Origin of the sequence: Bradyrhizobium barranii subsp. barranii (genome assembly GCF_017565645.3) — a bacterium.
Lineage (GTDB): Bacteria > Pseudomonadota > Alphaproteobacteria > Rhizobiales > Xanthobacteraceae > Bradyrhizobium > Bradyrhizobium barranii.
In genome coordinates, this window is sequence record NZ_CP086136.1 from 9,253,825 (window position 1) to 9,277,027 (window position 23,203).

Consider the following 23,203-nt stretch of genomic DNA (forward strand, 5'->3'; position numbering starts at 1 on the left):
CATGGCCGATCCTGATGGATTGCATCGCGTCGCCGTTCCCCTGGCTCCAGGAGTCTCAAAATCCGGCGATATTCCGTCGATCTCCGGGCCAGAGCGCGACCTGCTTTGCGCACTCTCATATGTCCATCTCGCGTGCGGGCAGAGCGCACACAGCCTGGCTCTGTTGCGAATTGCAGCTCGCGAGCATTCCAACGACGTCGGTCTACTCCGCATTCTAGCCTACACGCTCATCGCCGAGGGCCTCGGCGAGGAAGCACTCCATGTGCTGGACCGGCTGGACGCACTTGATACGCAACCCTCTTCTCGCATACCGATGACGCTGTTGCGCAGTCACGCGCTACGGCACGCTGGCCGCATGGCCGAGGCTCGCGAGGTCTTCCAGACCTATGTGTCATTGCGCGCGAGTACAGCCCTCATCCGAAAGCAATAGGGATCTATCATGGCCAACACCTTGCGCGGCTTTGTCGTGCGCGCTCCGGCCCACCCGGATTTCATGGTTGCCTTGATGCTGCTTCTAGCGATCGGCATGATGATCATGCCAATCCCAATCATCGTGATCGACATGCTGATCGGCTTCAATCTTGGCTTTGCCATATTGCTGCTGATGGTTGCCCTCTATCTCAGCACACCGCTTGATTTCTCGTCCTTGCCGGGCGTCATCCTGATCTCCACCGTATTTCGGCTGGCGCTGACGATTGCAACAACACGGCTGATCCTCGCCGAAGGCGACGCGGGCAGCATCATTCACACCTTCGGCGACTTCGTCATTTCAGGGAATATTGCGGTCGGAATTGTCATATTCTTGATCGTGACCATGGTCCAATTCATGGTTCTTGCCAAGGGTGCCGAACGCGTCGCAGAGGTGTCTGCGCGCTTCACGCTTGACGCGCTACCAGGCAAGCAGATGGCGATCGATGCGGAGCTACGCAACAGCCACATCGATCAACACGAAGCACGCCGCCGACGTGCCGCCTTGGAACAAGAGAGTCAGCTTCATGGCGCTATGGATGGTGCCATGAAGTTCGTTAAGGGAGACGCGATCGCCGGGCTGATCGTGATCTGCATCAATATGCTTGGCGGAATAAGCATCGGCCTGCTCTCCAAGGGCATGTCGCTCGATGAAGCGCTGCATCAATATACTCTTTTGACGATTGGTGATGCGCTCATTTCGCAGATTCCGGCGCTGCTGCTGTCAATTACCGCCGCGACCATTGTCACGCGCGTCAACGGACCCTCCAAACTCAGACTCGGCGCCGATATCGTTCACCAACTTACCGCAAGTACGGAGGCACTTAGGCTAGCCGCTTGCGTCTTGGTATTCATGGGGCTCGTTCCTGGCTTTCCTTTGCCCCCGTTTGCCGTGCTGGCCGTCCTGTTCGCTGCCGCAAGCTACGTCAAGGTCGGCCCCAAAGACGACAAGCCTGCCGCCAAAATAGGAGCTAGCGCCGCGGCATCGGCGCCGGTTCCTGCAGCGGTCCAAAAGCAGGCCGCACATGCGGAAGCGCTTCCGATCGCGCTGTTCCTTGCACCAAACCTGACGGATTCGATCGACAAAGACGAGCTGGAAGAGAGCATTTCGCGTGTTTCAAGGCTCGTGTCGGCGGACCTTGGCATCACCATTCCGCGGATCCCTGCGCAGATTGGCGACAGCTTGTCCTCGTCGCAGTTCAGGGTCGATGTCGATAGTGTGCCAGTTGAGCGTGATGTGATCAATCCCGGGCACTTGGCACTCAACGACGATGTCGCGAACATCGAATTGAGCGGCATCCCCTTTCAACAAGACCCTGAAACGAATCGGGTCTGGATCGAAGAACGGCATGCAGCGGCTCTCAAGGCCGCCGGAATCGGATATCATCGGCTAAGCGAAGTTCTTGCCTTACGTCTCCATTCCACATTGACGCGCTTTGCACAGCGCCTGGTCGGTATTCAGGAAACCCGCCAATTGCTCGCTCGGATGGAGCAGGAATACCCTGATCTGGTGAAGGAGGTACTGCGTACGGCCACCGTCCCTCGGATCGCCGAGGTCCTGCGCCGCTTGCTCGATGAAGGCATTCCAATCCGCAATACCCGCTTGCTTCTGGAGGCATTGGCAGAATGGAGCGAGCGCGAGCAAAACGCCGTCCTGCTCACCGAGTATGTTCGTGCTACCTTAAAACGCCAAATCTGCTTCCGGTATGCTAATGCCCATCGCGTCGTGGTCGCCTTTATCATCGAGCGTGAGAGCGAGGAAATCATCCGCGGCGCAGTACGGGAAACGGCCGTAGGCCCATATCTCGTCTTGGATGAATGGCAGAGCGAAAAGCTGCTTGCACAATTTCGTCAGATTCATGCGACCATCGCGCAAAGTGAGAGCCAGCCTGTCGTCCTCGGTTCGATGGATATCCGGCGTTTCGTGCGCGGTTTTCTCACGCGCAACGGAATCGACTTGCCTGTTCTGTCCTATCAAGATCTCGCCGCGGACTTCACGGTCCGGCCGATCGGATCCGTCAAGCTTCCAAAGGCGCCTTCCTCAGGAGGGCTCCTAACAGCTGCAAGCTAAGAGTGCGCAGCACTACCTTGTGAGTAGCCGATGAAATCTAATGACACCAGCTTCCGCCGATATCTGTGCTCCGCCAGTCCAAGGCTGCGGCCGGCTCTGCTTGCGATGCTGACTGTTGTGCTGCTCGCTGGTTGCGCTACCGCAGACAAACATGGCCTTTCACCGCAGCAGAGGTCCGCATCAGACCTCGCAGACAGCGAAGAGATCGACCCCGCCGCGCGCGAGCGCATTTCGCACGCGCTTGGCCGAGATGCTGATGAAGGGGCTCTGCGCGACGCATTGAAGCAACAGCCGAACAACATTGATGCGGCTATTCCTCTTGCGCGAGCCCTGCTGGCACGCAACTGTCCGAATGATGCGCTTGAGGTGCTCGACGGCGTGTTATTGGCAACCCCTGGCGACCTGCGCGCATTAAATGCCAAAGCAGTTGTTCTCGATCACGAGGGCCGTCATCAGGAAGCCCAAGAGCTATACCGCCAAGCTCTCGCGGCGGAACCTGCAAACCCGATGCTGCGCAACAATTTCGGACTGTCCCTCGCCCTTCAAGGCAAGATGGACGCCGGCGATGCCAGCGCAGCACCTCAGGCGGGCAGCCGGAAAGCATTGGCTCGTTCAAGATAAGGCGATCAAGAGCGGGCAGGAATAGCGAAGCGTGATGCTTAGCTGTCAGCTTGCCGACAGCTAGGCTTACTATGAGCGCGGAACCCCACTCCGGCGCGGCCTCGCCGACATAACAGGACGTGTTATGTTTCAAAACACTAAAGCTCTATCTAACAGCGAACGTGCGTCCGAGCTCGATGAAATGGGAACGAGCTCGGACGATGGCTCCCACACGGATAGCCAAAGATTCTTGGATGTATTCTCTGCTCTGAGTTTGGCGCCATCGAGCTGCTCCGTTGATGCATCTTTGGCAGCAGTCCCGCCATACGCGCTGGTTGACGAGCGGCCGGTGGTTGAGATCTCAAAATCTTCGTTTGAGAATAAGCTGGCAGATTTTTATGGAGGAGACATAGAGGATATTGCTGCCAATCCGCAGCGATACTCGCGCTGGGTTTCCGAAAAGGCTCACGCACAGCGGACACTGCATTTCGCTTCGGCACGAAGTCTATTTCGGAGAAATCGTGCTTTTTCAGCTATCAGCTTGGGAACAAGAGCGTCGGGCTTCTGAGAACGGAACCCGGAGGCCGCATGAGTGAGCTGTTCAAGGGCAACAATGATTGGCGCCATCAATTTCCTGGACGAGATGAAATCACCTCAACAATAGCTTTCCGGGTTACTCATCCGCTCGTCGAGAACGCGGGCGATATCTTGCTTGAACATCAGCTCCAGATCGACGGAAACAAACCGCTCGTTCTCTCCCACTCTTCCAATCCGGAAGCGAAAGCCCGCGCGGCAGCGTTGGGCTTTCTTGAGGTTAGTGACTCGATGATGGTGCTAGATCCCACCAAGCACGATGACAAATGGAAGAACGAAGGCGGCAATTGGCAGCGGGCGGGTAAGCCGCCTTTGTATCTTGCCGCGACTGAAGACAACAGCGGCAATGCCAAGTATACCGAGAGTGTAGCGAAGCCCGCGAACGATCCGTATGATGAGGAATATGACTTTATGTAGAGCCTACAGGCATCACACGAAGAGCAATTGGCCGGATCGGCGGGGCAAGATCAGGCCTCCATCTCATTTCCTGCTGCATGTACTCTTGAGCACCGACATCTTTTCCGTATCCGCAGGCGGAGTTGGACTGCGCTGTGGGTCCTTTCGTCTGGCGGAATCAAGCCGGACGAGCAGCAGATCGATTATCTCTCGGACTCCGCAGCCTCGTGTTCCTCCTGATCTGCAGCTTGCGCCAGCAAAGAGCCTCCTTGTATCAGCCGAAATGACGCGGTCTATCGGCACTGCGAAGCTACAGCGCGCGATGGCGGCGCACGATCTCCATGACACCCGGTCCTGCCATGTGAGGATCTCCTCCTCTGCCTTCCCGGGAAAAAACTTGCTCGCAAACCGTTTTCAGCCCTTTAGCCGCCGGCAGCGGACGGCATGATTGGTTGGCAGAATCTTGCCGGCATGAACGTCCTCCGGGAGGATCACATCCTCATCAAACCCGCTCGGCACTGCTACATCCACGCCCTTCTGGCATCTTGTCGTTCAGATAAGAGAGAGGAGAAATAGCGAAGTAGTTAACATGCGCCAACCAGGCTCCGGCTTGCAACCGCAAATCACATGACCGCGATCTGCGGTGCCCTTGGTATCCTTAATCTGAGTGACTTGTTGGCAGGTGATTTAAGGACGGTGAGCGGTGCGCTCGGCTTCCCTTTGCCTTACGTAAACCGCGACGGCCGGCAAGTGACTTCCACTGTCTCATCGAAGCTATCGCTGAGCATTTGTTTACCTCGCGCGTCAACAACCGATGGGCTTTTGCGGCAAATCTTCTCAATCGCGCTCCCCCGCGGCACCTGATGCGCGCGGCCGATAACCTACGCTGTTGTCGCACGTTCATCCTGGACTACTTCGGCGCAGTGTACTCAGAGGAGCTGCTCGCTGGCAGACAAATCGTCAAGCCGCTCATCGTGTAGAGCGAGATGTGTGACGGCAAGCTGCTGAGTGTTGTGCCAGCGTATATCGCGCTTGATCTACCCCCAAATCTCCAGAGACGCCAAGTTCTCCTGAGACGTTGTGCGCAAGGTTGTGTTCATGACATGTCGACGGTTACATTTGGCCACCTGAAGCCTTGGACTCGACGACGCGCACCACTCCGGCGGTTAGCGTCTAGAGCTATGGCTGATTTTGGGTGACGCGGCCTGATCAGGCGGCGTGGCTTTCAGTGTTCGGAATGACTTCGATTCCGCCGATGAACTTTACACCGGCGATGACTTTCGGCAACTGGTTCGTGCTCTTCAATCGCCGCCAGGTCTTCGATGCGGCGTCGATGAGCTTGAACACCATCAGCTTCGCAGTTTGTTGCGACAGCGATCCCTTGGTCCGCACCGTTCGGTGGCGCACCGTGGCGAAGACGCTCTCGATCGGGTTCGAGCTGCGTAGGTGGATCCAGTGCTCAGCAGGGAAGTCGAAGAAGGCGAGCAGCGCATGGCGATCCTTGATCAGGCACTCCACCGCACGTCCGTATTTGACGTGGTATTTCTCGACGAAGACGTCGATCGCGGTTTCAGCTTCGGCCCGGTGTGGGGCCAGATAGATGTTCCGCAGGTCGTTCTTCATGGGGCCCTGCACGGATTTGGCGACCTTGTCGAGTACGTTGCTCACTTTATGGCACCAGCATCGTTGGTGCCGCGTGCCGGGAAAGGCCTCGTCCAGTGCCTTCCAGAAGCCGAGGGCGCCGTCGCCGATGGCGAGTTGCGGGGCAATCCGTAACCCGCGTTGCCGCAGGTCGATCAGGAGTTCGCGCCAGCTCTGCGCGCTCTCGCGCACGCCGACCTGGAAGCCGATCAGCTCCTTCTTGCCTTCCGGCGTGGTGCCAATCAGCACCAGCATGCATTCGCTGTGATCTTCCATGCGGGCCTGCAGGTACACGCCATCGGCCCAGATGTAGACATAGCGACGCGCCGACAGATCGCGTCTCTGCCAGCGTTCGTACTCGACCTGCCAATCGGCCTTCAGGCCGGCGATCACCGAAGGCGACAGGTTCGGCGCATCCTTGCCGAGCAGCGCCGAGAGCGCCTCCTGGAAGTCGCCGGTCGAGATGCCGCGCAAATAGAGGACCGGGATCAAGGCATCCAGGCTCTTCGTCCGCCGCGCCCATAGCGGCAGGATTGCCGAACTGAAGCGGAGGCGGTCGCCTGGCCCGCTCGCTCCGCGGTCGCGGACCTTGGGACGAGCGACCTCCACCGGACCGATGCCGGTCGCAATCTCGCGCACCGGACCGTGCCCATGTCGGACCAGGCGCGCTCGACCGTCGGGCAGCGTCAGATTGGCCGTGCTGGCCAGAAACGCGCCAACCTCGATCTCGATCGCCCTGGCAAGCAGGTCCCGCGCGCCGGCACGAACGATATCGGTCAGTGGATCATCAACCGCGGACGGCTGACGGAAAGCAAGAACATTGGTAGTCTCGGTCATGGCGTATCGCTCTCCTCGAGAGGTTCTGGCAGGCTCGTCACCCGCCTCGATACGCCGCCTTCCTCACACCGTCATCACCCAGATTCCGCCATAGCTCTAGCGTCTATGCCGGCACGGTCAGATCAGATCGAGCAGCATGCTTCACGCTTCAGAACGACCTGCAGGTGGTTGTGATCCAGGATCATCGCACACCAGTCGTCACTCAGATGATCTGGTATAAGGTCGGTTCCGCGGATGAACCGCCCGGCAAATCGGGGCTTGCGCATTTCCTCGAACACCTGATGTTCAAGGGTACCTCCAAACATCCGGCGGATGAATTCTCCAAGGCCGTGCTGCGCGCCAGCGGCTACCAGAACGCCTTTACCGGGTTCGACTTCACCAGCTACTTCCAGCACGTGCCTCGAGAGCACCTCGGCAAGATGATGGAATTTGAAGCCGACCGCATGACCGGTCTCGTTCTCAAGGACGAGAACGTGCTCTCCGAGCGAGACGTCGTGCTGGAGGAATTCAATATGAGGGTCGCCAACCATCCAGGTAACCGGCTTGCTGAGCAGATGATGGCGGCGCTTTACCTCAACCACCCCTACGGCCACCCTATTATCGCGTGGCGCCAGGAAATCGAAAAGCTTACCCGAGAGGACGCGCTTGCCTTCTACCGGCGCTTCTATGCACCTAACAACGCGATCCTGATTGTCGCTGGCGACGTAGCCACCAAGGAAATGCGCTCCATGGTGAAGGAGACGTTTGGCGGCATCCCCGCGCAACCTTCGATTCCCAAGGAACGCCTGCGGCCGCAGGAACCGCCGCCGGCCGCGCAGCGCAGAGTGACACTGGCCGATGCCCGCGTCGAGCAGCCGGCCCTGCGCCGCTATTATCTCGTACCCTCGACTCGCAGCGCGGCCGCGGGCGAGGGTCCAGCGCTTGAGGTGCTCGAGCAGTTGATGGGCGGCGGCATTAACTCATATCTCTATCTCTCGCTGGTTGTCGAAAAGCAGCTCGCGGTCACCGCCAGGGCGAGCTACCACTCTGCCGCGCTCGATCCATCGCTATTCGAGATTTCCGTCATACCAAAGCCTGGCGCCAACCTCAGCCTGATCGAGCGCTGCATCGACGAGGTAATCGCCGGTATTGCCCGTAATCCCGCGAGTGCCGAAGATCTCCAGCGGGCGAAGACGCGGCTAACCGCGCAAGTCGCCTACGCCCAAGACAGTCAGGAACTGCTCGCTCACTGGTATGGCCGCGCCCTGACGACGGGACTATGCATCGAGGATGTACAACGCTGGCCGGACGACATCCGAGCGGTCGGCGCACCGCAGGTGCATGAGGCCGCGCGGATATGGCTCGACAAGAAACGAGCGGTAACCGGCTATCTCGTCAAAGAGTCTACCCCGCAACACTGGGAGACGCTCTAGTGATCCATCCTTGCACTCGACGCGGGATCCTCCTTGGAGGAGCCTCCCTCTCCATGGCGGTGCTCGCTTCGTCAAATTCGCATGCCGCACCACGATCACTGGACCGGACCAGGATCAAGCGTTTGATTTCGTCTTGCGGCATAGAAGCCTGGTTCGTGCAGGACTCCACTGTCCCATTGATCTCGATGGAATATGCCTTCACCGGCGGCGCGGCTCAGGATCCCGCTCAAAGACCTGGCGTAGCCCACATGGTTTCTGGGCTGCTCAAGGAAGGTTCCGGCAAATTTGACTTCAAGACCTTTCATCAGCGGCTGGACCGCCATGCCATTGAGCTGCGTTTTCACGTGACCCATGATCACTTCCGCGGTGCCTTGCGCACGATCAATGACAGCGCGGAGGAGGCCTTCGAGCTTTTACGGATCGCGCTAACCTCGCCGCGTTTTGAGGCCGCCGACGTCGAACGGAACCGTGCCGCTGTGCTTGCGCGCCTTCGGCACGACTCAACCGATCCTTCGTCGCTGGCTCGCCGCAAGTTCCTCGAAGTCGCTTTTGGGGATCATCCCTATGCTCGCCCAGTCGATGGCTACTTGGAAAGCGTGCCGAAGATAGAGGCCGAGGATCTCAAGGGTTATGTCCGGCGCGTCATTGCAAAAAGACACGCTCAAAATCGCGGTGGTCGGCGGGGTCGATCCAGGGGCCGTCTGCAAGCTGCTCGATAAGACCTTTGGCAGCCTGCCGAGCAACGCGGAAGCGATGCCGGTCGCCGACGTCATCGCAGCAAAGCCGCCGCAGCGGGTCTTTATTCAGCTCGATGTGCCGCAGACAGTTGTGACTTTTGGCGGTCCAGCCGTCCGTCGCAGCGAGCCGGGTTTCATGCCCGCCTGTATCGTCAACCACATTCTCGGCGGCGGCGGCCTGACGTCACGCCTGTTCCGCGAAGTCCGCGAGAAGCGCGGACTGGCTTATTCAGTCCGTGAGCAGCTTGTCTGGCTGGATCATTCAGCCATGTTTCTCGGTACCAGCGGCACCTGCGCCGATCGGGCCGGCGAAACGGTTGAAGAAATCGAGAAGCAGGTCCGACAGATCGCCGCGGAAGGACCGACTCAGCAGGAGCTCGATGACGCAAAGTCCTACCTGAAGGGCTCGCAACTGGTAGCTCTCAACACATCATCAAAACTGGCGCGAACGCTACTGCAGCATCAGCTTGACAAGTTGCCTATCGACTATCTCGAAAACCAGAATGCCGTCGTCGATGCGGTGACGCTGGAAGACGCCAAAGAGAGCAGCGCAGCGGCTGTGGGGCGGGGGTCTGCTCACAATTATCGTCGGCCGCGCCCCAAAGGACGCAGCGCAGGCGGCCATTGTGCCGTCCAGGACTACACCCCGCCGGGCGCCGATCAGCTAGACACCGGCCCGACGACGCCGCCCAATTTATTTTCTAGCAGCCCATGTGCTTAGCTCTCGCGCGCAGAGAGGCCTTTAGCCACTCACCTTTAGCTCGTGGAGATATTCCTCGGCATGCCGAAAAGACGGCGATCTGATCCAGTAGACCTTTGATGGTCTGCGAAGCCATAGTCGGACCGCCTAGCATCCCCCCGATTTGCGCTTTCATCGAGCTCGCAATCTGACGCTACGTAAGACTCGGTCTCCCATTAAAATTTGATAGCGGCAGCGACAGCATCCATAGCGAACCTACGGCAATCCAACGATCACCATGGGCAGACTTTGATTCTTGCCCCGCATATTCCAGCCGCACACAAACCTCACGTAAATCACCAGTACAAGTGATTACTCCCATTGCCGGAGCTGCATCATCACGCGACGTTACTCGCTAGATGTTGAAAACGCTTATCAGTTGCAGAGCTCTCGCATCGGCGGTTCATTGCCCCTTCTTTCCGCCATGTTCGCACCCAAAGCAGTGACGCGCCGATAGCGCACTTTGCGCGCGGCAATAGCAAGAGCTCAGGAGATGTTTCTATGGTGAAGCCAGTGGTAATTGTAGTCGGTGCGGACAAGGGAGGAGTCGGCAAGACGACCGTATCACGAACGCTACTGGACTACTTTAGCGTCAATAACGTGCAAATACGCGCGTTCGACACGGAGTCGCCCCGGGGAACGCTGAAGCGCTTTTACCCCGGGATCACTGAGATCGTCGACATGACTGCGACGGCGGACCAGATGAAGATCTTCGATACCTTGAACTCAGGGCTGTCCGTCACTGTCATCGATGCTCGCGCAGGCCTACTGTCCTCTGCGCTGGCTTCCTTGCGCAACATCGGCTTTCTGGACTCGGCACGGTCTGGCCAGATCACATTTGCCGTGTTCCACATCCTGGGATCATCTATCGCGTCGCTAGACGAGATCGAGGAAACCGCGACTTTCATGACCGGTGCAAAGTACTACCTGGTCAAGAACTTCATCAACGACACTCAATTCTTCCAGTGGGATCAAGCCACTTATAATTCCTATTTTCATCGCATCAAACATGCGACTGAGTTGACCATCCCGAAGCTTAACGAGATGGCGTATGAGCAGGTGGAAGTCGCGTCCGTCCCGTTCATAGACTTCGTCGCGAACAAGGGACGCAATGATGAACCTGCGAACAACTCCTTCGTGCTGCGCGGCTATGTCCGGCACTGGCTGGCAAATGTCTGGAGCGAATTTGATCGCATCAACTTGACGGAATTGGCCGGGGCCAAGTCCGCCACCCGGGCCGGCGAGAAGTAGCCGTATATCCAGCAAGCTCGAGCCCACGCACGGAACGAAATTGATCTGCTGGCTATGTTAGCGACCCCCATCTACATCATCTGCTCACCTAGCCCGCAGGTCGGTAAAACCCTCATCGCTCGGGCCATGAGCGAGTTCTTGCTGCTGAAAGACGGTACAACGCTGTCGTTTGACGTCAACTTGAAAGAGCCATCATTGCTCGACTACCTGCCCAACATCACGGAGACCGCGGATGTGATCGACACATACGGCAAGATGCAGCTGATGGACCCTCTCATCGTTCACGATCGTGTACCCAAAGTAATCGATCTCGGCTTTCACGCCTTCGACGAATTCTTCAAGATGTGCGAGGAGATTGGCTTCGTCAAGGAGACGGCGCGGTGCTGTGTCACCCCTGTCGTACTCTTCGTCGCGGGCGCAGATCGCATCTCCTTTCGTGGTTACGAGATGCTGCGGCGGCGAATTCCCCCGGCCTCGCTGGTCATCATCCACAATGAATTCGCACTGCGCGGCGGATTACCTGAAGCGATGGACGGCGATCGGGTGATTCGAATTTCCGCACTACCGCTGTTCCTTAAGAGATATATAGATCGGCTTGGCTTTTCCTTCACTGGGTATCTGCGCAACGAGAAGGACTGGTCCACCGAGCTGCATCAATGGATCCGGCGGAATTACGGCATGTTTCGCGATCTGGATTCGAGTGTGACGCTGCGAAGGTGGGATCGGCCGCGGGGGACGGACATCGGTAGCCTACGTTGCACGAGGGCGACTTGAAGAGATCGGTCTGATCCCCCATCTATTTGTCTGGCCTATGAGAGGCCGTTGAGCGCTGAGTTCAACGGCGCTCGCAACGTGAACGCATTGCGTTTTGCTAATCTTCTCTTGGATGTCCATCCTATACCATGATCGTCCGCACGGGCGCAATTAACAGAGCTCATTCGGCAATGGCTCATGCAGACAGTCCGTCATGCAGGCAGTCCGTCCCGGAAGGCGTCGATTAAATTTTGACTTTTGTGACCGGCGAGGCGGATCGACGGACCCTCCTTCGGAGGTGCGCTCATAGCTGAAGGCCGAGCTTCCCGAGGACCTGATGCAGGAGCGCGCTTTTGATCGCGCGGGCAATCTCGTTTCGTATCTGGCGCCGAGGACCGGCTCGGCATCGGCATCGCCCGTCAGACCATGCTCAGCCAGTCGCTCATCCAAGCGGGTTTCAAATTGTACACCCATCACGCCGACGAGCCGCTCCTGCATTTCAGCATAATCTTGGGGTACCATACGCCTCACCACGCTTTCCATGGTTGCCATCGCGTCGCTAAATAGTCCCGAAATTCCGCCGCTTCCCGTCCCGCGCCGACGCCTCGGCCCTGGCCACATCGGCCTCGGTCACTTGAGACACATTCATGAAGCGCATGTCGGGAGCGTTGTGCCGCAGCTCCAGGGCGTCCCGCAGCTGGGCTTGGTAGGCAAGATAAACAGAGCTGGCCCCGGTTGTTTGGACAGCGCCCCGCTGGATTTAAGTGGATTCCTGCCGGGTTATGCTGAACGCGGGGCTTTACGGTTTTGTCGTTGCGTCGGGAGGGCGTAGCCCGACCAGAGCGACGACAAAACCGTCGGCGACGGTCATGCGGCCATCACCATAGCTTGCGTGCCGAAGTAAGCCTCGTCGGGCGTGCGCCCGTCAAGGCTCGAGTGAGGGCGTCCCTGATTGTAGAAGGCCAGATACTTGGCAATTGACGCTCGCGCCTCGGACACGCTGTCGTAGGCGCGGAGATATACTTCTTCGTATTTGACCGTGCGCCAGAGCCGCTCGACAAACACGTTGTCGCGCCAGGCGCCCTTGCCGTCCATGCTGATGGCGATCTTCGCGTCCAGCAGCACATCGGTGAACTCGAGGCTGGTGAACTGGCTGCCCTGATCCGTGTTGAAAATCTCGGGCCTGCCGTGCTTCGCCAACGCCTCCTGGACCGCTTCGACGCAGAAGGCCGCCTCCATTGTGATCGAGACGCGATGGGCCAGGACCCGTCGGCTGAACACATCGACGACCGCCGCGAGATAGACGAAGCCACGCCGCATCGGAATGTAGGTGATGTCCATTGCCCACGCATGGTCGGGCCGCTCGATCTTCAATCCGCGCAACAGGTACGGGTAGATCTTGTGACCCGGAGCCGGCTTGCTCGTGTTCGGGCGACGATAGACCGCCTCGATCCCCATGCGCTTCATCAGCGTCGCGATGTGGCGGCGACCGGCGTATACGCCCTCCCGCCGCAGCAACGATCGCAGCATACGCGCTCCCGCGAAGGGATAATCGAGATGCAGCTCATCGAGCCGACGCATCAAGGCAAGGTCCTCGGCCGAAACTGGCCGAGGTTCATAGTAGACCGTGCTGCGAGCCAGCTTCAGGACCTTCGCCTGGCGCACGATAGAAAGATCATGATCGCGGTCGATCATCGCTTTGCGCTCAGCAGGCCCGCCTTGGTGAGCGCGCCGGACAAAAAATCGTTTTCCAACGCCAGCTCGCCGATCTTGGCATGTAACGCCTTCAAATCGACCGGCGTCTCGGCCGATGTCTTGTCATGCCCAAACACGCCGGCGGCGCCTTCCAGGAGCTGGTTTTTCCAGATCGTGATCTGGTTCGGATGAACATCAAACGCGCCAGCTCCGCCAGTGTCTTGTCGCCTTTGACCGCAGCCAAAGCAACCTTCGCCTTGAATGCCGGAGAATGCGTCCGGCGGCTCTTCTTCGTCATCTTCGCTCCTGATTCGCAGCAAGAATCCTCGCCGCTGTCAGGCAGAAAATCCACTCAAGCTACTGTCCGAATTTGCGGGGCCAGCTCTAAACCTCGATCTCGTCGACATCCGCGTCGGGATCGGCACGGCGAAGTGAGTTGACCCTCTCGCGCGCGATCCCGTCAAGCGCTTCCAAGCGAAACAAGACGCGGTCGTTCTGGAGCAGTTCGCCGAGGCGCCCGTCATAGAGTCCGTCCTCGACATCAGCGTTCAGGCGTGCGGTCTGCATGCCGTTCCAGACCAAAGTAACGCGATCTTCGCAGCTCCCGTTCGCTCCCGAAGCCAACTCGAAATACTGCTCGCGTAAACGGGGCCTGACGGCTGCCTGCCGCAGATCTTCGGCGACCGCCAGGCGGAACGCCTAGTGATGGTAGTTCACGGTCTCTGCAGGCAGGCGCGTCAGCCCATTGCTGATGGCCTAGAGCCGCTGGAGGCCGGTCGAAAGTGTCTCGGGCAGGCTGTCGAGCTGATTGTGATCCACATTCAGGCGGCGCACCTCGGCCAAAATGGGCGCAGGCAAGGCGGTAAGGGACCGAGACGACAGATCTAGCGGCTCATTGAGATCACCCGTCCCCCGCCAAGCCGACGTTCGGCTTACCGCTTGTTGCCGATCCCCATGTTGCCCCTGCCCGTCTTCGGCAGCCCAGTTGGCCAGCACCTCCTCCGGCGAGGCAACCGCTCCGGCAGCGGACGTGTGCACGCCGGCCAAGGTCTCTCCCCACAGCGGTGCGGCCGGAGAGCCTGGTTCGGAGCTTTCCAAATCGGAAGTTGCGGAAGGAATACGAGTGACGAGCTGTTCTGTGTTCATCGATATCGTTTCTTCGGTAGCAAAATGAAGCGAATGCGCCGGGGCGGCGCATCTTAGAACCGCCAATCCTCCACTATGGCTGACGCGCCACCGGCCCACAAGGAGTGAGGTGCGATCCCACAAGCGTGCCGACAGGCACGAATGGCCCGGATACGCTTCTGCAACTAGCACCCACTGCAGACAGTGTAGCGAATCCAGACGGCGTTTCGCTCGCGGATCAATTGATATTGCAGTCCACCGGTCTCGCCTGCGAGCTCTGCGCCCATTGAGCCAAGCCTGCAAGGGAGTAGCGGCGCTCATGATACGAGCGCCACCTGTCGATAACCTGACGCAGTCCGGAGCGACGAAATGACGGATGGCGTTTGTAATTCCGTAACCTTCGGCTCAGCTCTCCGCAGACGAATCACTTTGTGCTGGACCGGCTGGTGGCGGGTGCCGGTCCGCCGGCAGCAGCGCGTTTAGGCCGGCAACTTTGCTGTGACGTGAGGCGAGGCGGCCATACTTCTCCCCGGGGTCAAACGCTTGGGCGATAGCTGAGCTCAAAAGCTTGCAGCCTATCGCGCTAACGCGCTTGGCTACGAGACGCAGCGCGCCCCGATGTCAACACCGCGGGCTCGCTAGGGTCCAGACTCAATTGAGCCAATATGCGACGAGAGCGGCGAGATGAACAGCGGCCAAAAAATTACGGGCGAGCTTGTCATATCGCGTGGCGATGCGCCGGAAGTCCTTGAGCCTGCAAAAGCAGCGTTCGATGACATTTCGTCCTTTGTAGGCGCGTTTGTTGAAGCGATGGATGACGACACGGTTAGATTTATTGGGGATTACGGGCTTGGCGCCACGACGAATGATTTCGCCGCGAAGCTTGTCGCCATCATACCCTTTGTCGGCGAGGAGCACGCTCATGGGTGGCGCGAGCGCCAGGACATCGGGAGCCGCAGCGATATCGGCATCCTGGCCTGGAGTCAGATGCAGGACGACCGGCCGGCAGAGCGGATCGCTCAGCGCATGGATTTTTGTCGTGCGGCCTCCGCGCGAGCGGCCGATTGCTTGATTGTGCTCCCCCCTTTTCCGCCGGAGGCACACCGGTGAGCTTTAATCGAGGTCGAGTCGAGCGACAGTACGACGCCGTCTTCGCCAGGCTTGGCCAGCGCTTCGAAGATTGCGCACCATCGTCCTCGCTTGGCCCAGCGATTGAAGCGATTGTAGATCGTCGTGTAAGGGCCGTATTCACGTGGACAATCACGCCATCGTGCACCCGATTGCAGCATGTGAATGATGCCGCTGACGATGCGTCGGTCGTCGTCCCGATCCGGCCCCGTCAGTCCCCTCGGCAGATGCGGTTCGATACGCGCCCATTGCCTGTCGTTCAGCCAAAACAAACCAGCGCGCATTCTCTCGCCCCCGAATCAACACGTAGGCAAGAGAATCACGTGGCGCTATTTAGGTACAGACCCTAATTCTCTTCGACGCGGAGTTCCCAGCCATTTTAACATTGGTCACGTGAACCGGCAAACGGCGATCGGGCGGCTCTTCACGGTATCCTTCCGACTGGATAATCGGACAGGTGCATCTGTCACTGGTACGACAGATTTTCTGTGTCGAGCTCAGTGTAGCCTAGCTGCGCCGCGACCAAATAACTCGAGCAGCTAGCCCGTCTTATTCGCGAGAGGGCGCCTGAGAGGCTGGCGAGCGTGGTGTAAAGCGCTGATGCGGCGTAGGATTCGGTTGCGAAGCCACCCCATCACCTTCAACCGCGAACGCCACGCCCGCCATGACCGATGATACGATTTCAGACCACTATCGAGAAGCAAGAATTCAACACAAATAAAACCTCTGCCTCGCGCTCGATCTCTTCATGCTTGATAGTCTCGTTTCGGAGGCTGATCACCTACCGCGTCTAATAGGCCGCTCGCGCCGGTTTCTTTGGACGCGGCACGACCGCGACTCCACGTTTCGGCACAGAAATGATCGGGAGTCACTCAATCTTTCTTCAACTTAACCCGTCTTATTCGTAAGAGTGCGCCTGAGGGGTAAAGCGCTGATGCGGCGTAGGATTCGGTTGCGAAGCCAACCCCATCACCTCCAACCGCGAACGCCACGCCCGCCATGACCGACGATACGATTCCGCCCTTCTCGTTTCCAGCCGTTCACGCCAAGAAAGTCACAGCTGCCTTCGATGGTGGGCGCCTAACCTCGAACGGGGGCGTGATGCTTCTGGCGATGGCCGAGCGGCGTCTCGGTTTGGCCAACAATCTGGCCCGGGTGTTCCCGGATCGGCGCGATCCGACGCGGGTCGTGCACAGCCTGGTCGATATGCTCCGCGCTCGCATGTTCGCGATCTGCTGCGGCTACGAGGACGCCGACGACCTCGATCATCTGAGGTCCGATCCGGCATTCAAACTGGCCTGCGGACGGCTGCCGGACACGGGCCGGGATTTGTGTTCCCAGCCGACGCTGTCGCGGCTGGAGAATGCTCCGCGCCTGCGCGACGTGATCCGGCTGACCTACATTTTGGTCGACGCATGGATGGATAGCTACCCCCACGAGCCGGCATCCGTCACGCTCGACATCGATGATACCTGCGACGTCGTCCACGGCCATCAGCAGCTCTCGCTGTTCAACGCTCATTATGACGAACGCTGCTTCCTGCCGATCCACGTCTACGACACGGAGAAGAGCCGGCCCGTGGCCGTCGTGCTGCGGCCCGGCAAGACGCCGGGCGGCGTCGAGGTGCGTGCCCATCTGCGCCGCCTGGTACGGCATATCCGGACGCGATGGCACAACACGCAAATTACGTTCCGTGGCGACGGGCACTATGCCCGGCCGGAGGCCATGGCGTGGTGCGAGACCAACGGCATCGACTACATCTTCGGTCTGTCCGGCACCAAGCCTCTCGCCAGAAAAGTCGACGAGGTCGCCGACGACATCCGCACGCGACGCGCCATCGAGAACCTGCCGGTTCTGCGTGGCTATACCGAGACGCGCCACAAGGCAAAGTCCTGGGATCGCGAACGGCGCACTGTCGCCCGTATTGAGGCGACGATGCTCGGCCTCGACATCCGCTTCGTCGTCACCAGCCTCGATGTCGGCTCGGCCGAGTGGATCTACGACAGCCTGTATTGCGCGCGCGGCCAAGCCGAGAATCTGATCAAGCTGCATAAGACGCAGCTCGCCTCCGATCGCACCAGCTGCCGTTCGGCGCTCGCCAACCAGGTCCGTCTCGTGCTCCATACGGCCGCTTATTGGCTGATGCTGACCGTGCGCGACGCCATTCCCAAAGCCCGGGAATTGGCCGCTGCCGAGTTCGCGACGCTGCGTCTTCGTCTCTTGAAAATCGCCGCCCGTGTCGTCGAGACCACGAGCCGCATTCGCCTTGCGTTTGCCGCGGCATGTCCCGAAGCCGACCTGATCTGCGGCTTGCCCGGCGCGCTGCTGCCGCTCGGTCCTTGACCGGCGGGGCGTCCGCCCCCGTTCGCCCAACCCATCCCTCAAGCGCGTTGCAAAGTACCGGTCGTCAGGCGGCGAAAAGCCGAAGGCAATCCTGTGCGCCTCGTCAGACAAGATGTGCGGCCGCATCAATCGGGCCCAAAAGCCGCACTCTCACGAATAGGACGGGCTAGTGCGCCTTGTTGATCTCGCGTTAAACACGCTTAACCCTATGAGCGCTGGAATTGTGCAGGACACACGTTCGCGGCGCATTGAAACCGCGAGGATCTGCCGCGATTTCTCGCCAAACGCGCGGCGTAGGATGATATTGACTTATAAGCGTCGCATACATCGGACTTCTCGCCTCCTCCGGACACGAGCGGGCGATACGCCGTTGTCGGCTCAACTATCCGGCAGGAATGCGGAGCCAGGGAACGACCGCTCGACGAGCATCGCCATGTTTTACACTTAAGGATCAACATCCGTGATGACTTCGATTGATGATACGCTAAGTGAGATCAGATGGCTGCGAAACGGAATCTGGCGCTGCCGCCGGCTACTTAACACCGACCTGCCTGGCACCGAACGCAAGGCCCTTGAGAAGCGTCTGCATGAACAGCTCTCTGCCTTTGAACGGCTCTCGTCGACGGCGTTTCCTTTCGCCTTGAGCTCTAAAGTGTATTCGGTCAGGAGCACCACAATCGGGCGAAGCGACTCCCCTGAAGCGCCCATAGAGAACGCCGCAATGGTATCAAGCGGTTGCATGGGGAAATCGATCAGCGGCTAACAAAAGAGGTTTCCTAGCCCAATCTGTTACAGCTCAGTCTAGCCGAAGGTAATCCTGAGAAATCTAAGGCAACCGCGATGAAACAAACGCGCTGATATTCTGGCAATCATTGGCTGTCGCAGCCGACTTAGCCACTTCCGCAAAAATACGTAGTCGCGGGCCACAATGCCATAAATTGATGACAGTACGGTCCACTGCCTCCACAGCTGACGCTGATTGCCCTTGGGACCAGCCACAGAGAGACGAAAGCAACTTCACAAAACCTCGAAGCCGCGAATGGCTACAGCGCTGAACAAAGCGCAACTGCTGCAGCACGAAACTCGAAATTCAAGGCCGCACCACGCCTGGGCAACTGTATCGCTAATCGAGCCAATCCAATCACGGATCGGTCCCACCCAGCCGACTGCGCCTCGGCAGGCTGATGCTCCAGCCCGGTCGACCTTCAGCCACCAAGCTGGCCAACCCCGCCGCCCGTCAGTCTGAATACTTCACTATCGTTCGAGTTCGCAACTGCCGCGTCTCTCGATGAGGGCCTACCGGGCGCTTGTTGAGCGATTGTCTCGGTGCATCGTTTTCGTTTGCCGCGGTTGGCATCATGCGCCGGCATTCGCGGTGCAAGTTTTTGAAATTGTCCCTAAGACAAAACATGGCCACGTCAACATCGCTACGGCCTGTAAAGCGGTCACAGAAGCGGATCACGTCTGATTTGCACGACGCCAAGACTTCCTCGGCTCGCCGATCTCGCGCGCGAGCGTGTCCTGTGCACCATGTCGCAGCGATCGCGATCGCAGCGAGGACGGCTGCAAAGCGATGCGCATTGCAAGTCCAGCCCATTCGTCGCTCTTGATTGACCAAACCCCTCATAAGACGCCTGTGCTTCTCTGTTTTTCTTTGCCCCGAGAGGTGATCTGTTTACCGGATTGGAATGCCTCGGCAGCCATGAGTCTCGCTTCTCGCGGGCCGGCTGCAATGATTGCCGCGCTCCGAATCATTATCCCGCCACTCGCAACACGCATTGCGAAGACCGCGACAAACAGAGATCGGCCGTTTAGCACTTATGTGCCCATGTTGGCTCCCAATATGGTGTTCTGCTTCGCCATGCCTACAACCTGACGTTACGGTCGATTCAAGCACTTTGAGCGCGCGGGCACCGCATATCATCTCGGTCAGCGCGTTCGCCAAGCGACCGTCTACAGGCCTTCTCCGCCGAGTAGATCGGATGGCGCGTCAGTCGGATGGCATGGAGTTGTGCATCATTGACGAGCTCTACGGCCGCATATTCGCCAAAGCACGATCTCGAACGCGAGAGGCTTGGCATGATCCTTGGGTGCCGCCTCACGGCCCTGCATGTGCGGTTGGAGACGCGAGCGTCAAAGTCCTACAATAGGATGCGGCGATTTAAGACGCGGAGTGGAGACAGATAAAACGCCTCCCTTGCCGCTAACCGCCCAGTTATCACTTCGAACGGCACGCGGATTGCTGGGTAAGTATCAGCCAGTTGCCGGGAAGGAAGCGGCTCAGGCGGAGCCGGAGTTCCAATGAGACTTATTCGATTCATGTTAATCGACCTGGCGCTGATGCTGGTCGCACCTGAGAGTGCAGAGGCTACGATCAGCTACTGGGCAGACTTCAAATCGGCTCGCGAAGCTGTGGGATCATTGATGCCGATTTCCGGCCGCGGGCCAGTATTCAGCTTTGGCGTGAGCCGGCATCTTTGCCCCCCAACCTCTCAAGCCGCGCCATTCAACATTCACCAGAAGGCCTCGGCCCGGCCAAGCAGACCAAAGACCTCGCGTTGTTGGAAAGGCGGCGCTTAACTCTTAAGGTAAGCGCGCCGGCCACCGTACCGATTGCCACGATCCACCGGCGTGGAGCTGCTCAACAAGGCTCCGGACTTGAAACCGCTCTGCACGCCTCCCTCCCACTTTATACCCTCTTGCGAGCAGCAGCGCCGTGCTGGAGCGGAATAGACTGGATGGCCAGCAGCATAACGATCACCTCCAGTGCAGCCGCTAGGCTCCTCACTTAGATGGAAGATACAGCACATGGGCGGGTTCACCAAAGAAGCCAAGAAGGGCTATATTGAGGTTGCCTTCAACGGCTCGCTCGCGAGCATTCTGCTTGATACGCAGTTCAGCGTACCGGCCAAAGGCGTCACAGCGATTTTTGGTCCGCCTGGGTGCGGCAAAACTACACTCGCGCGCTGCATCGCTGGCGTGCAGTGCGGATTTCACGGATCGTGAGCATCGATTTCGCGCGATCGTGAGCACTGAATTCAGACGATCGTGAGCAGCCCGCTACGGCCGATGGGAGATAGAGTCAGTGTTCTGGTTGGCCGTCAAGGGTGATGGTTTTGGCGCTGCGTTTTCGCATGCTTTCTCCGGTGAGCTGGAGGCGGTGGGCGTTGTGGACGAGGCGATCGAGAATGGCGTCGGCGACCGTGGCGTCCCCAATGGCTCCATGCCAGGTGTCCACGGGGAGCTGACTTGTGACGATGGTGGATGCGCGGCCATGGCGGTCCTCGAGGATTTCGAGCAGATCGCGGCGTTCCGCGGCGGTGAGCACCGATAGTCCCCAATCATCCAAAATCAGAAGCTGAGCGCGGCCGAGGCTTTTGAGGAGCCGGGCGTAACGTCCGTCTCCGCGCGCGAGCGCGAGCGCCTCGAACAGCCTTGGAACGCGATGATAGAGGACTGATCGGTTGTCGCGGCAGGCCTTGTGGCCGAGCGCGCAGGCTAACCAACTTTTGCCCAGGCCGGTTGCCCCGGTGACGAGCAAATTCTCGTGGCGATCGATCCAGCGACCTTCGACGAGTTTGGCGAAAACGGCGCGGTCGATGCCCCGCGGGGTGCGCAGATCGACGTCCTCGACGCAAGCAGTCTGGCGCAGTGCGGCGATCTTGAGGCGCGTGGTGAGCCGCCTGGTGTCGCGTTCGGCGGCTTCGCGGTCGACCAACAGGCCGATGCGATCTTCGAACGGCAGGGCTTCGAGATCGGGCGATCGGCGCTGCTCCTCGAAGGCCTTGGCCATTCCGGTCAGGCCAAGCTCGATCAGCCGTTCGTGGGTTGGGTGGTTAAGCATGCCGGGTCTCTCCTTGCTTCAGTGGAAGTAGTCGCGTCCGCGGATATTGCCGGGGCGCAGGGGCTGGTGCTCGAAAGATTCGTCGAAGAACGTGCGATCGAGGCCGTTCTGGAGGATCGATCTAATCGAGGCGACGGAGCGCGCCTTGATGAGGATGCCCCTCCGGCAGGCTGCGTCGAGGCGTTCGGCGCCGTAGCTTTTGACGAGCGCCAGAATGCCAAGGCAGGTTCGAAAGCCTTGTTCTGGATGGGGCCGGGCGTCGATCACGGCCTGGAAAAACGCTGCTGTCGAAGGACCGATCCGCTCGCCGGCGGCGATCACCGCGGCGGGGGTCCATTTGCCGTAGCGGCGATGGGCGCTCGGCATGTGGTCGGCGATGGTGGTGTGTCCGCGTCGGTTGGGCGCGCGGGCATGGCTGGCGATCCGCTGGCCCTTGTGGAAGATCTCGACCGTCCGATCGTCGATACGGGCATCGACCAGCTCGCCAATCAGACGATACGGCGCGGAGTACCAATGGCCGTCGACCTCGACATGATAATCGGGAGCGAGGCGGCAGCGCTTCCAGCGTGCGAAGGCATAAGGCTGATCTGGCAGCGGGGTTAGCTTGGGTTTGTCGAGTTCGGCAAACAGTTCGGCGCGGCTTGAGCCGAAGCCACGCATTTGACGAGCATTGAGTTCGTCGACGAGTGTCTTGATGGCGGCGTTGAGCTCGGCCCGGGAAAAGAAGCGCTGATTGCGCAGCCGGGCCAGAATCCAGCGCTGGGCGATTTGCACCGCGACCTCGACCTTCGCCTTGTCTTTTGGGCGCCGCGGCCGTGCGGCGAGAATGGCCGTGCCGTAATGGCTCGCCATCTCGGCATAAGTGCGATTGAGGCCGGGATCGTAGCGGTCGGGGTTGCTGACGGCGGCTTTGAGGTTGTCGCAGACCACGAACGTCGGCGTTCCGCTCAAAAACGTGAACAAGTTGACGTGGGCCCGGATCCAGTCGGCCAAGCTCTCGCTGGGGCAGGCCTCGGCGTAGGTGTAGTTCGAAGCGCCCATCGCCGCGACGAACAGCTTCATCGGCTGCACTTCCCCGGTCAGCGGATCGACGATGTCGATGGTGTCGCCGGCGAAATCCACGAACACCTTCTCGCCGCCCAGATGAATCTGCCGCATCGAAGGTCGGACCCGCCCCTTCCAGGCCTCGTAGGTAGTGCAGAACCACGTGTACCCGAAACCGTCGGGATTAACGGCGCGATACTCCTCCCAGAGCAGGCGACGGGTTACGTTGCGCCGGCGGAGCTCTTTATCGATGTAGCTCCAGTCGGGCACCGGCCGCTGCGGGCTCTGAGACGCTGGTCGTGGGGCCGGGAAAAGCAAAAGCTCCAGGTCTTCATCGGTCATTCCCTCCGGAAGCGGCCAGCTCAACCCAGCAGAGCGGGCGCGGCTCAGGTAGCTGTGCACAACGCCGTTGCTGACGCCCACGCTCCGCGCGATGGCCCGCTCTGGCAGGCCTTGAAAATGTTTTAACCGAAGGACTTCCTTGATCCGGCGCATCGACAATCTCTGGGTAGGCATTGGACTTCC

16 protein-coding genes and 3 pseudogenes are annotated in these 23,203 nt (G+C 59.4%); 10 read left to right on the forward strand and 9 right to left on the reverse strand.

Annotated features, from left to right (window positions below; all coding sequences use genetic code 11):
- The first annotated feature begins 1 nt into the window (after position 1).
- The 4 genes from J4G43_RS44900 (at position 2) to J4G43_RS44915 (ending at position 4,150) form a co-directional block, all read left to right on the forward strand.
- Positions 2 to 430, forward strand: coding sequence for a tetratricopeptide repeat protein (locus tag J4G43_RS44900; protein ID WP_011084610.1), 429 nt, complete (start codon positions 2 to 4; stop codon positions 428 to 430).
- A 9-nt stretch (positions 431 to 439) separates the two neighbouring features.
- The gene (gene sctV, locus J4G43_RS44905; protein ID WP_208088677.1) at positions 440 to 2,539 is read left to right on the forward strand and encodes a type III secretion system export apparatus subunit SctV; all 2,100 of its coding nucleotides are present in this window, start codon (positions 440 to 442) and stop codon (positions 2,537 to 2,539) included.
- Between the two features lie 30 nt (positions 2,540 to 2,569).
- Positions 2,570 to 3,160 (forward strand): tetratricopeptide repeat protein, encoded by a 591-nt coding sequence (locus J4G43_RS44910; RefSeq protein ID WP_011084608.1) that lies wholly within the window; start codon positions 2,570 to 2,572, stop codon positions 3,158 to 3,160.
- Between the two features lie 567 nt (positions 3,161 to 3,727).
- The gene (locus tag J4G43_RS44915) at positions 3,728 to 4,150 is read left to right on the forward strand and encodes a hypothetical protein (RefSeq protein WP_011084606.1); all 423 of its coding nucleotides are present in this window, start codon (positions 3,728 to 3,730) and stop codon (positions 4,148 to 4,150) included.
- Between the two features lie 1,188 nt (positions 4,151 to 5,338).
- Here J4G43_RS44915 and J4G43_RS44920 read toward each other — a convergent pair.
- Positions 5,339 to 6,607, reverse strand: coding sequence for an IS256 family transposase (locus J4G43_RS44920; protein WP_208088679.1), 1,269 nt, complete (start codon positions 6,605 to 6,607; stop codon positions 5,339 to 5,341).
- A 5-nt stretch (positions 6,608 to 6,612) separates the two neighbouring features.
- Here J4G43_RS44920 and J4G43_RS44925 point away from each other — a divergent pair, with 5 nt between their 5' ends.
- The 4 genes and pseudogenes from J4G43_RS44925 (at position 6,613) to J4G43_RS44940 (ending at position 11,520) form a co-directional block, all read left to right on the forward strand.
- Positions 6,613 to 8,019: a M16 family metallopeptidase gene (locus J4G43_RS44925; RefSeq protein WP_408581451.1), complete on the forward strand. Its 1,407-nt coding sequence runs from the start codon at positions 6,613 to 6,615 to the stop codon at positions 8,017 to 8,019.
- Positions 8,019 to 9,424 (forward strand): annotated as a pseudogene (locus tag J4G43_RS44930) (M16 family metallopeptidase). The gene J4G43_RS44925 and the pseudogene J4G43_RS44930 overlap by 1 nt, the downstream one beginning before the upstream one ends.
- Positions 9,425 to 9,996: 572 nt before the next feature.
- Positions 9,997 to 10,746, forward strand: a complete 750-nt coding sequence (locus J4G43_RS44935) for a P-loop NTPase family protein (protein WP_011084600.1) — start codon at positions 9,997 to 9,999, stop codon at positions 10,744 to 10,746.
- 54 nt (positions 10,747 to 10,800) lie between these two features.
- Positions 10,801 to 11,520: a hypothetical protein gene (locus J4G43_RS44940; RefSeq protein ID WP_011084599.1), complete on the forward strand. Its 720-nt coding sequence runs from the start codon at positions 10,801 to 10,803 to the stop codon at positions 11,518 to 11,520.
- A gap of 538 nt (positions 11,521 to 12,058) precedes the next feature.
- On the opposite strand, the gene J4G43_RS55775 is transcribed toward J4G43_RS44940, so the two are convergent.
- The 5 genes and pseudogenes from J4G43_RS55775 to J4G43_RS44965 all read right to left on the reverse strand — a co-directional run bounded on the left by J4G43_RS55775 (position 12,059) and on the right by J4G43_RS44965 (position 15,731).
- The gene (locus tag J4G43_RS55775; protein WP_225005837.1) at positions 12,059 to 12,259 is read right to left on the reverse strand and encodes an NEL domain-containing protein; all 201 of its coding nucleotides are present in this window, start codon (positions 12,257 to 12,259) and stop codon (positions 12,059 to 12,061) included.
- A gap of 107 nt (positions 12,260 to 12,366) precedes the next feature.
- A pseudogene (locus J4G43_RS44950) lies at positions 12,367 to 13,492 on the reverse strand (IS3-like element ISRj2 family transposase).
- Between the two features lie 86 nt (positions 13,493 to 13,578).
- Positions 13,579 to 13,884, reverse strand: coding sequence for an NEL-type E3 ubiquitin ligase domain-containing protein (locus J4G43_RS44955; protein WP_208089574.1), 306 nt, complete (start codon positions 13,882 to 13,884; stop codon positions 13,579 to 13,581).
- Between the two features lie 66 nt (positions 13,885 to 13,950).
- Positions 13,951 to 14,340, reverse strand: a complete 390-nt coding sequence (locus tag J4G43_RS44960; RefSeq protein WP_208088681.1) for a hypothetical protein — start codon at positions 14,338 to 14,340, stop codon at positions 13,951 to 13,953.
- A gap of 630 nt (positions 14,341 to 14,970) precedes the next feature.
- A protein-coding gene (locus tag J4G43_RS44965) for an IS5 family transposase (RefSeq protein ID WP_110115998.1) occupies positions 14,971 to 15,731 on the reverse strand; the annotation gives its coding sequence in 2 pieces (ribosomal slippage) (positions 14,971 to 15,392 and positions 15,392 to 15,731; 762 coding nt in all).
- Positions 15,732 to 16,446: 715 nt separating this feature from the next.
- On the opposite strand from J4G43_RS44965, the gene J4G43_RS44970 reads away from it, so the two are divergent.
- Positions 16,447 to 17,790, forward strand: coding sequence for an IS1380-like element ISBdi2 family transposase (locus tag J4G43_RS44970; protein ID WP_208084195.1), 1,344 nt, complete (start codon positions 16,447 to 16,449; stop codon positions 17,788 to 17,790).
- A gap of 444 nt (positions 17,791 to 18,234) precedes the next feature.
- Here J4G43_RS44970 and J4G43_RS44975 read toward each other — a convergent pair whose 3' ends face one another.
- Entirely contained in the window at positions 18,235 to 18,531 is a 297-nt protein-coding gene (locus J4G43_RS44975; RefSeq protein ID WP_161170740.1) for a hypothetical protein, read from the reverse strand.
- Positions 18,532 to 20,598: 2,067 nt separating this feature from the next.
- Between J4G43_RS44975 and J4G43_RS44980 the strand changes: the two are divergent.
- Positions 20,599 to 20,775: pseudogene (locus tag J4G43_RS44980) on the forward strand (ATP-binding cassette domain-containing protein); the annotation flags it as partial.
- 97 nt (positions 20,776 to 20,872) lie between these two features.
- Here the strand turns inward: J4G43_RS44980 and istB are convergent.
- Entirely contained in the window at positions 20,873 to 21,634 is a 762-nt protein-coding gene (istB, locus tag J4G43_RS44985; protein ID WP_208088683.1) for an IS21-like element helper ATPase IstB, read from the reverse strand.
- An 18-nt stretch (positions 21,635 to 21,652) separates the two neighbouring features.
- Positions 21,653 to 23,194, reverse strand: coding sequence for an IS21-like element ISFK1 family transposase (gene istA / locus J4G43_RS44990; protein ID WP_208088691.1), 1,542 nt, complete (start codon positions 23,192 to 23,194; stop codon positions 21,653 to 21,655).
- Positions 23,195 to 23,203 lie beyond the last annotated feature (9 nt).

Bases quoted from the DNA above. Each gene is read 5' to 3' on its own strand.
- J4G43_RS44940 (WP_011084599.1), top strand. From the start codon at position 10,801: ATGTTAGCGACCCCCATCTACATCATCTGCTCACCTAGCCCGCAGGTC.
- J4G43_RS44970 (WP_208084195.1), top strand. From the start codon at position 16,447: ATGACCGACGATACGATTCCGCCCTTCTCGTTTCCAGCCGTTCACGCC.
- J4G43_RS44975 (WP_161170740.1), bottom strand. From the start codon at position 18,531: ATGCAACCGCTTGATACCATTGCGGCGTTCTCTATGGGCGCTTCAGGG.
- J4G43_RS44960 (WP_208088681.1), bottom strand. From the start codon at position 14,340: ATGAACACAGAACAGCTCGTCACTCGTATTCCTTCCGCAACTTCCGAT.
- J4G43_RS44900 (WP_011084610.1), top strand. From the start codon at position 2: ATGGCCGATCCTGATGGATTGCATCGCGTCGCCGTTCCCCTGGCTCCA.
- J4G43_RS44920 (WP_208088679.1), bottom strand. From the start codon at position 6,607: ATGACCGAGACTACCAATGTTCTTGCTTTCCGTCAGCCGTCCGCGGTT.
- sctV (WP_208088677.1), top strand. From the start codon at position 440: ATGGCCAACACCTTGCGCGGCTTTGTCGTGCGCGCTCCGGCCCACCCG.
- J4G43_RS44935 (WP_011084600.1), top strand. From the start codon at position 9,997: ATGGTGAAGCCAGTGGTAATTGTAGTCGGTGCGGACAAGGGAGGAGTC.
- istB (WP_208088683.1), bottom strand. From the start codon at position 21,634: ATGCTTAACCACCCAACCCACGAACGGCTGATCGAGCTTGGCCTGACC.
- J4G43_RS44915 (WP_011084606.1), top strand. From the start codon at position 3,728: ATGAGTGAGCTGTTCAAGGGCAACAATGATTGGCGCCATCAATTTCCT.
- J4G43_RS44910 (WP_011084608.1), top strand. From the start codon at position 2,570: ATGAAATCTAATGACACCAGCTTCCGCCGATATCTGTGCTCCGCCAGT.
- istA (WP_208088691.1), bottom strand. From the start codon at position 23,194: ATGCCTACCCAGAGATTGTCGATGCGCCGGATCAAGGAAGTCCTTCGG.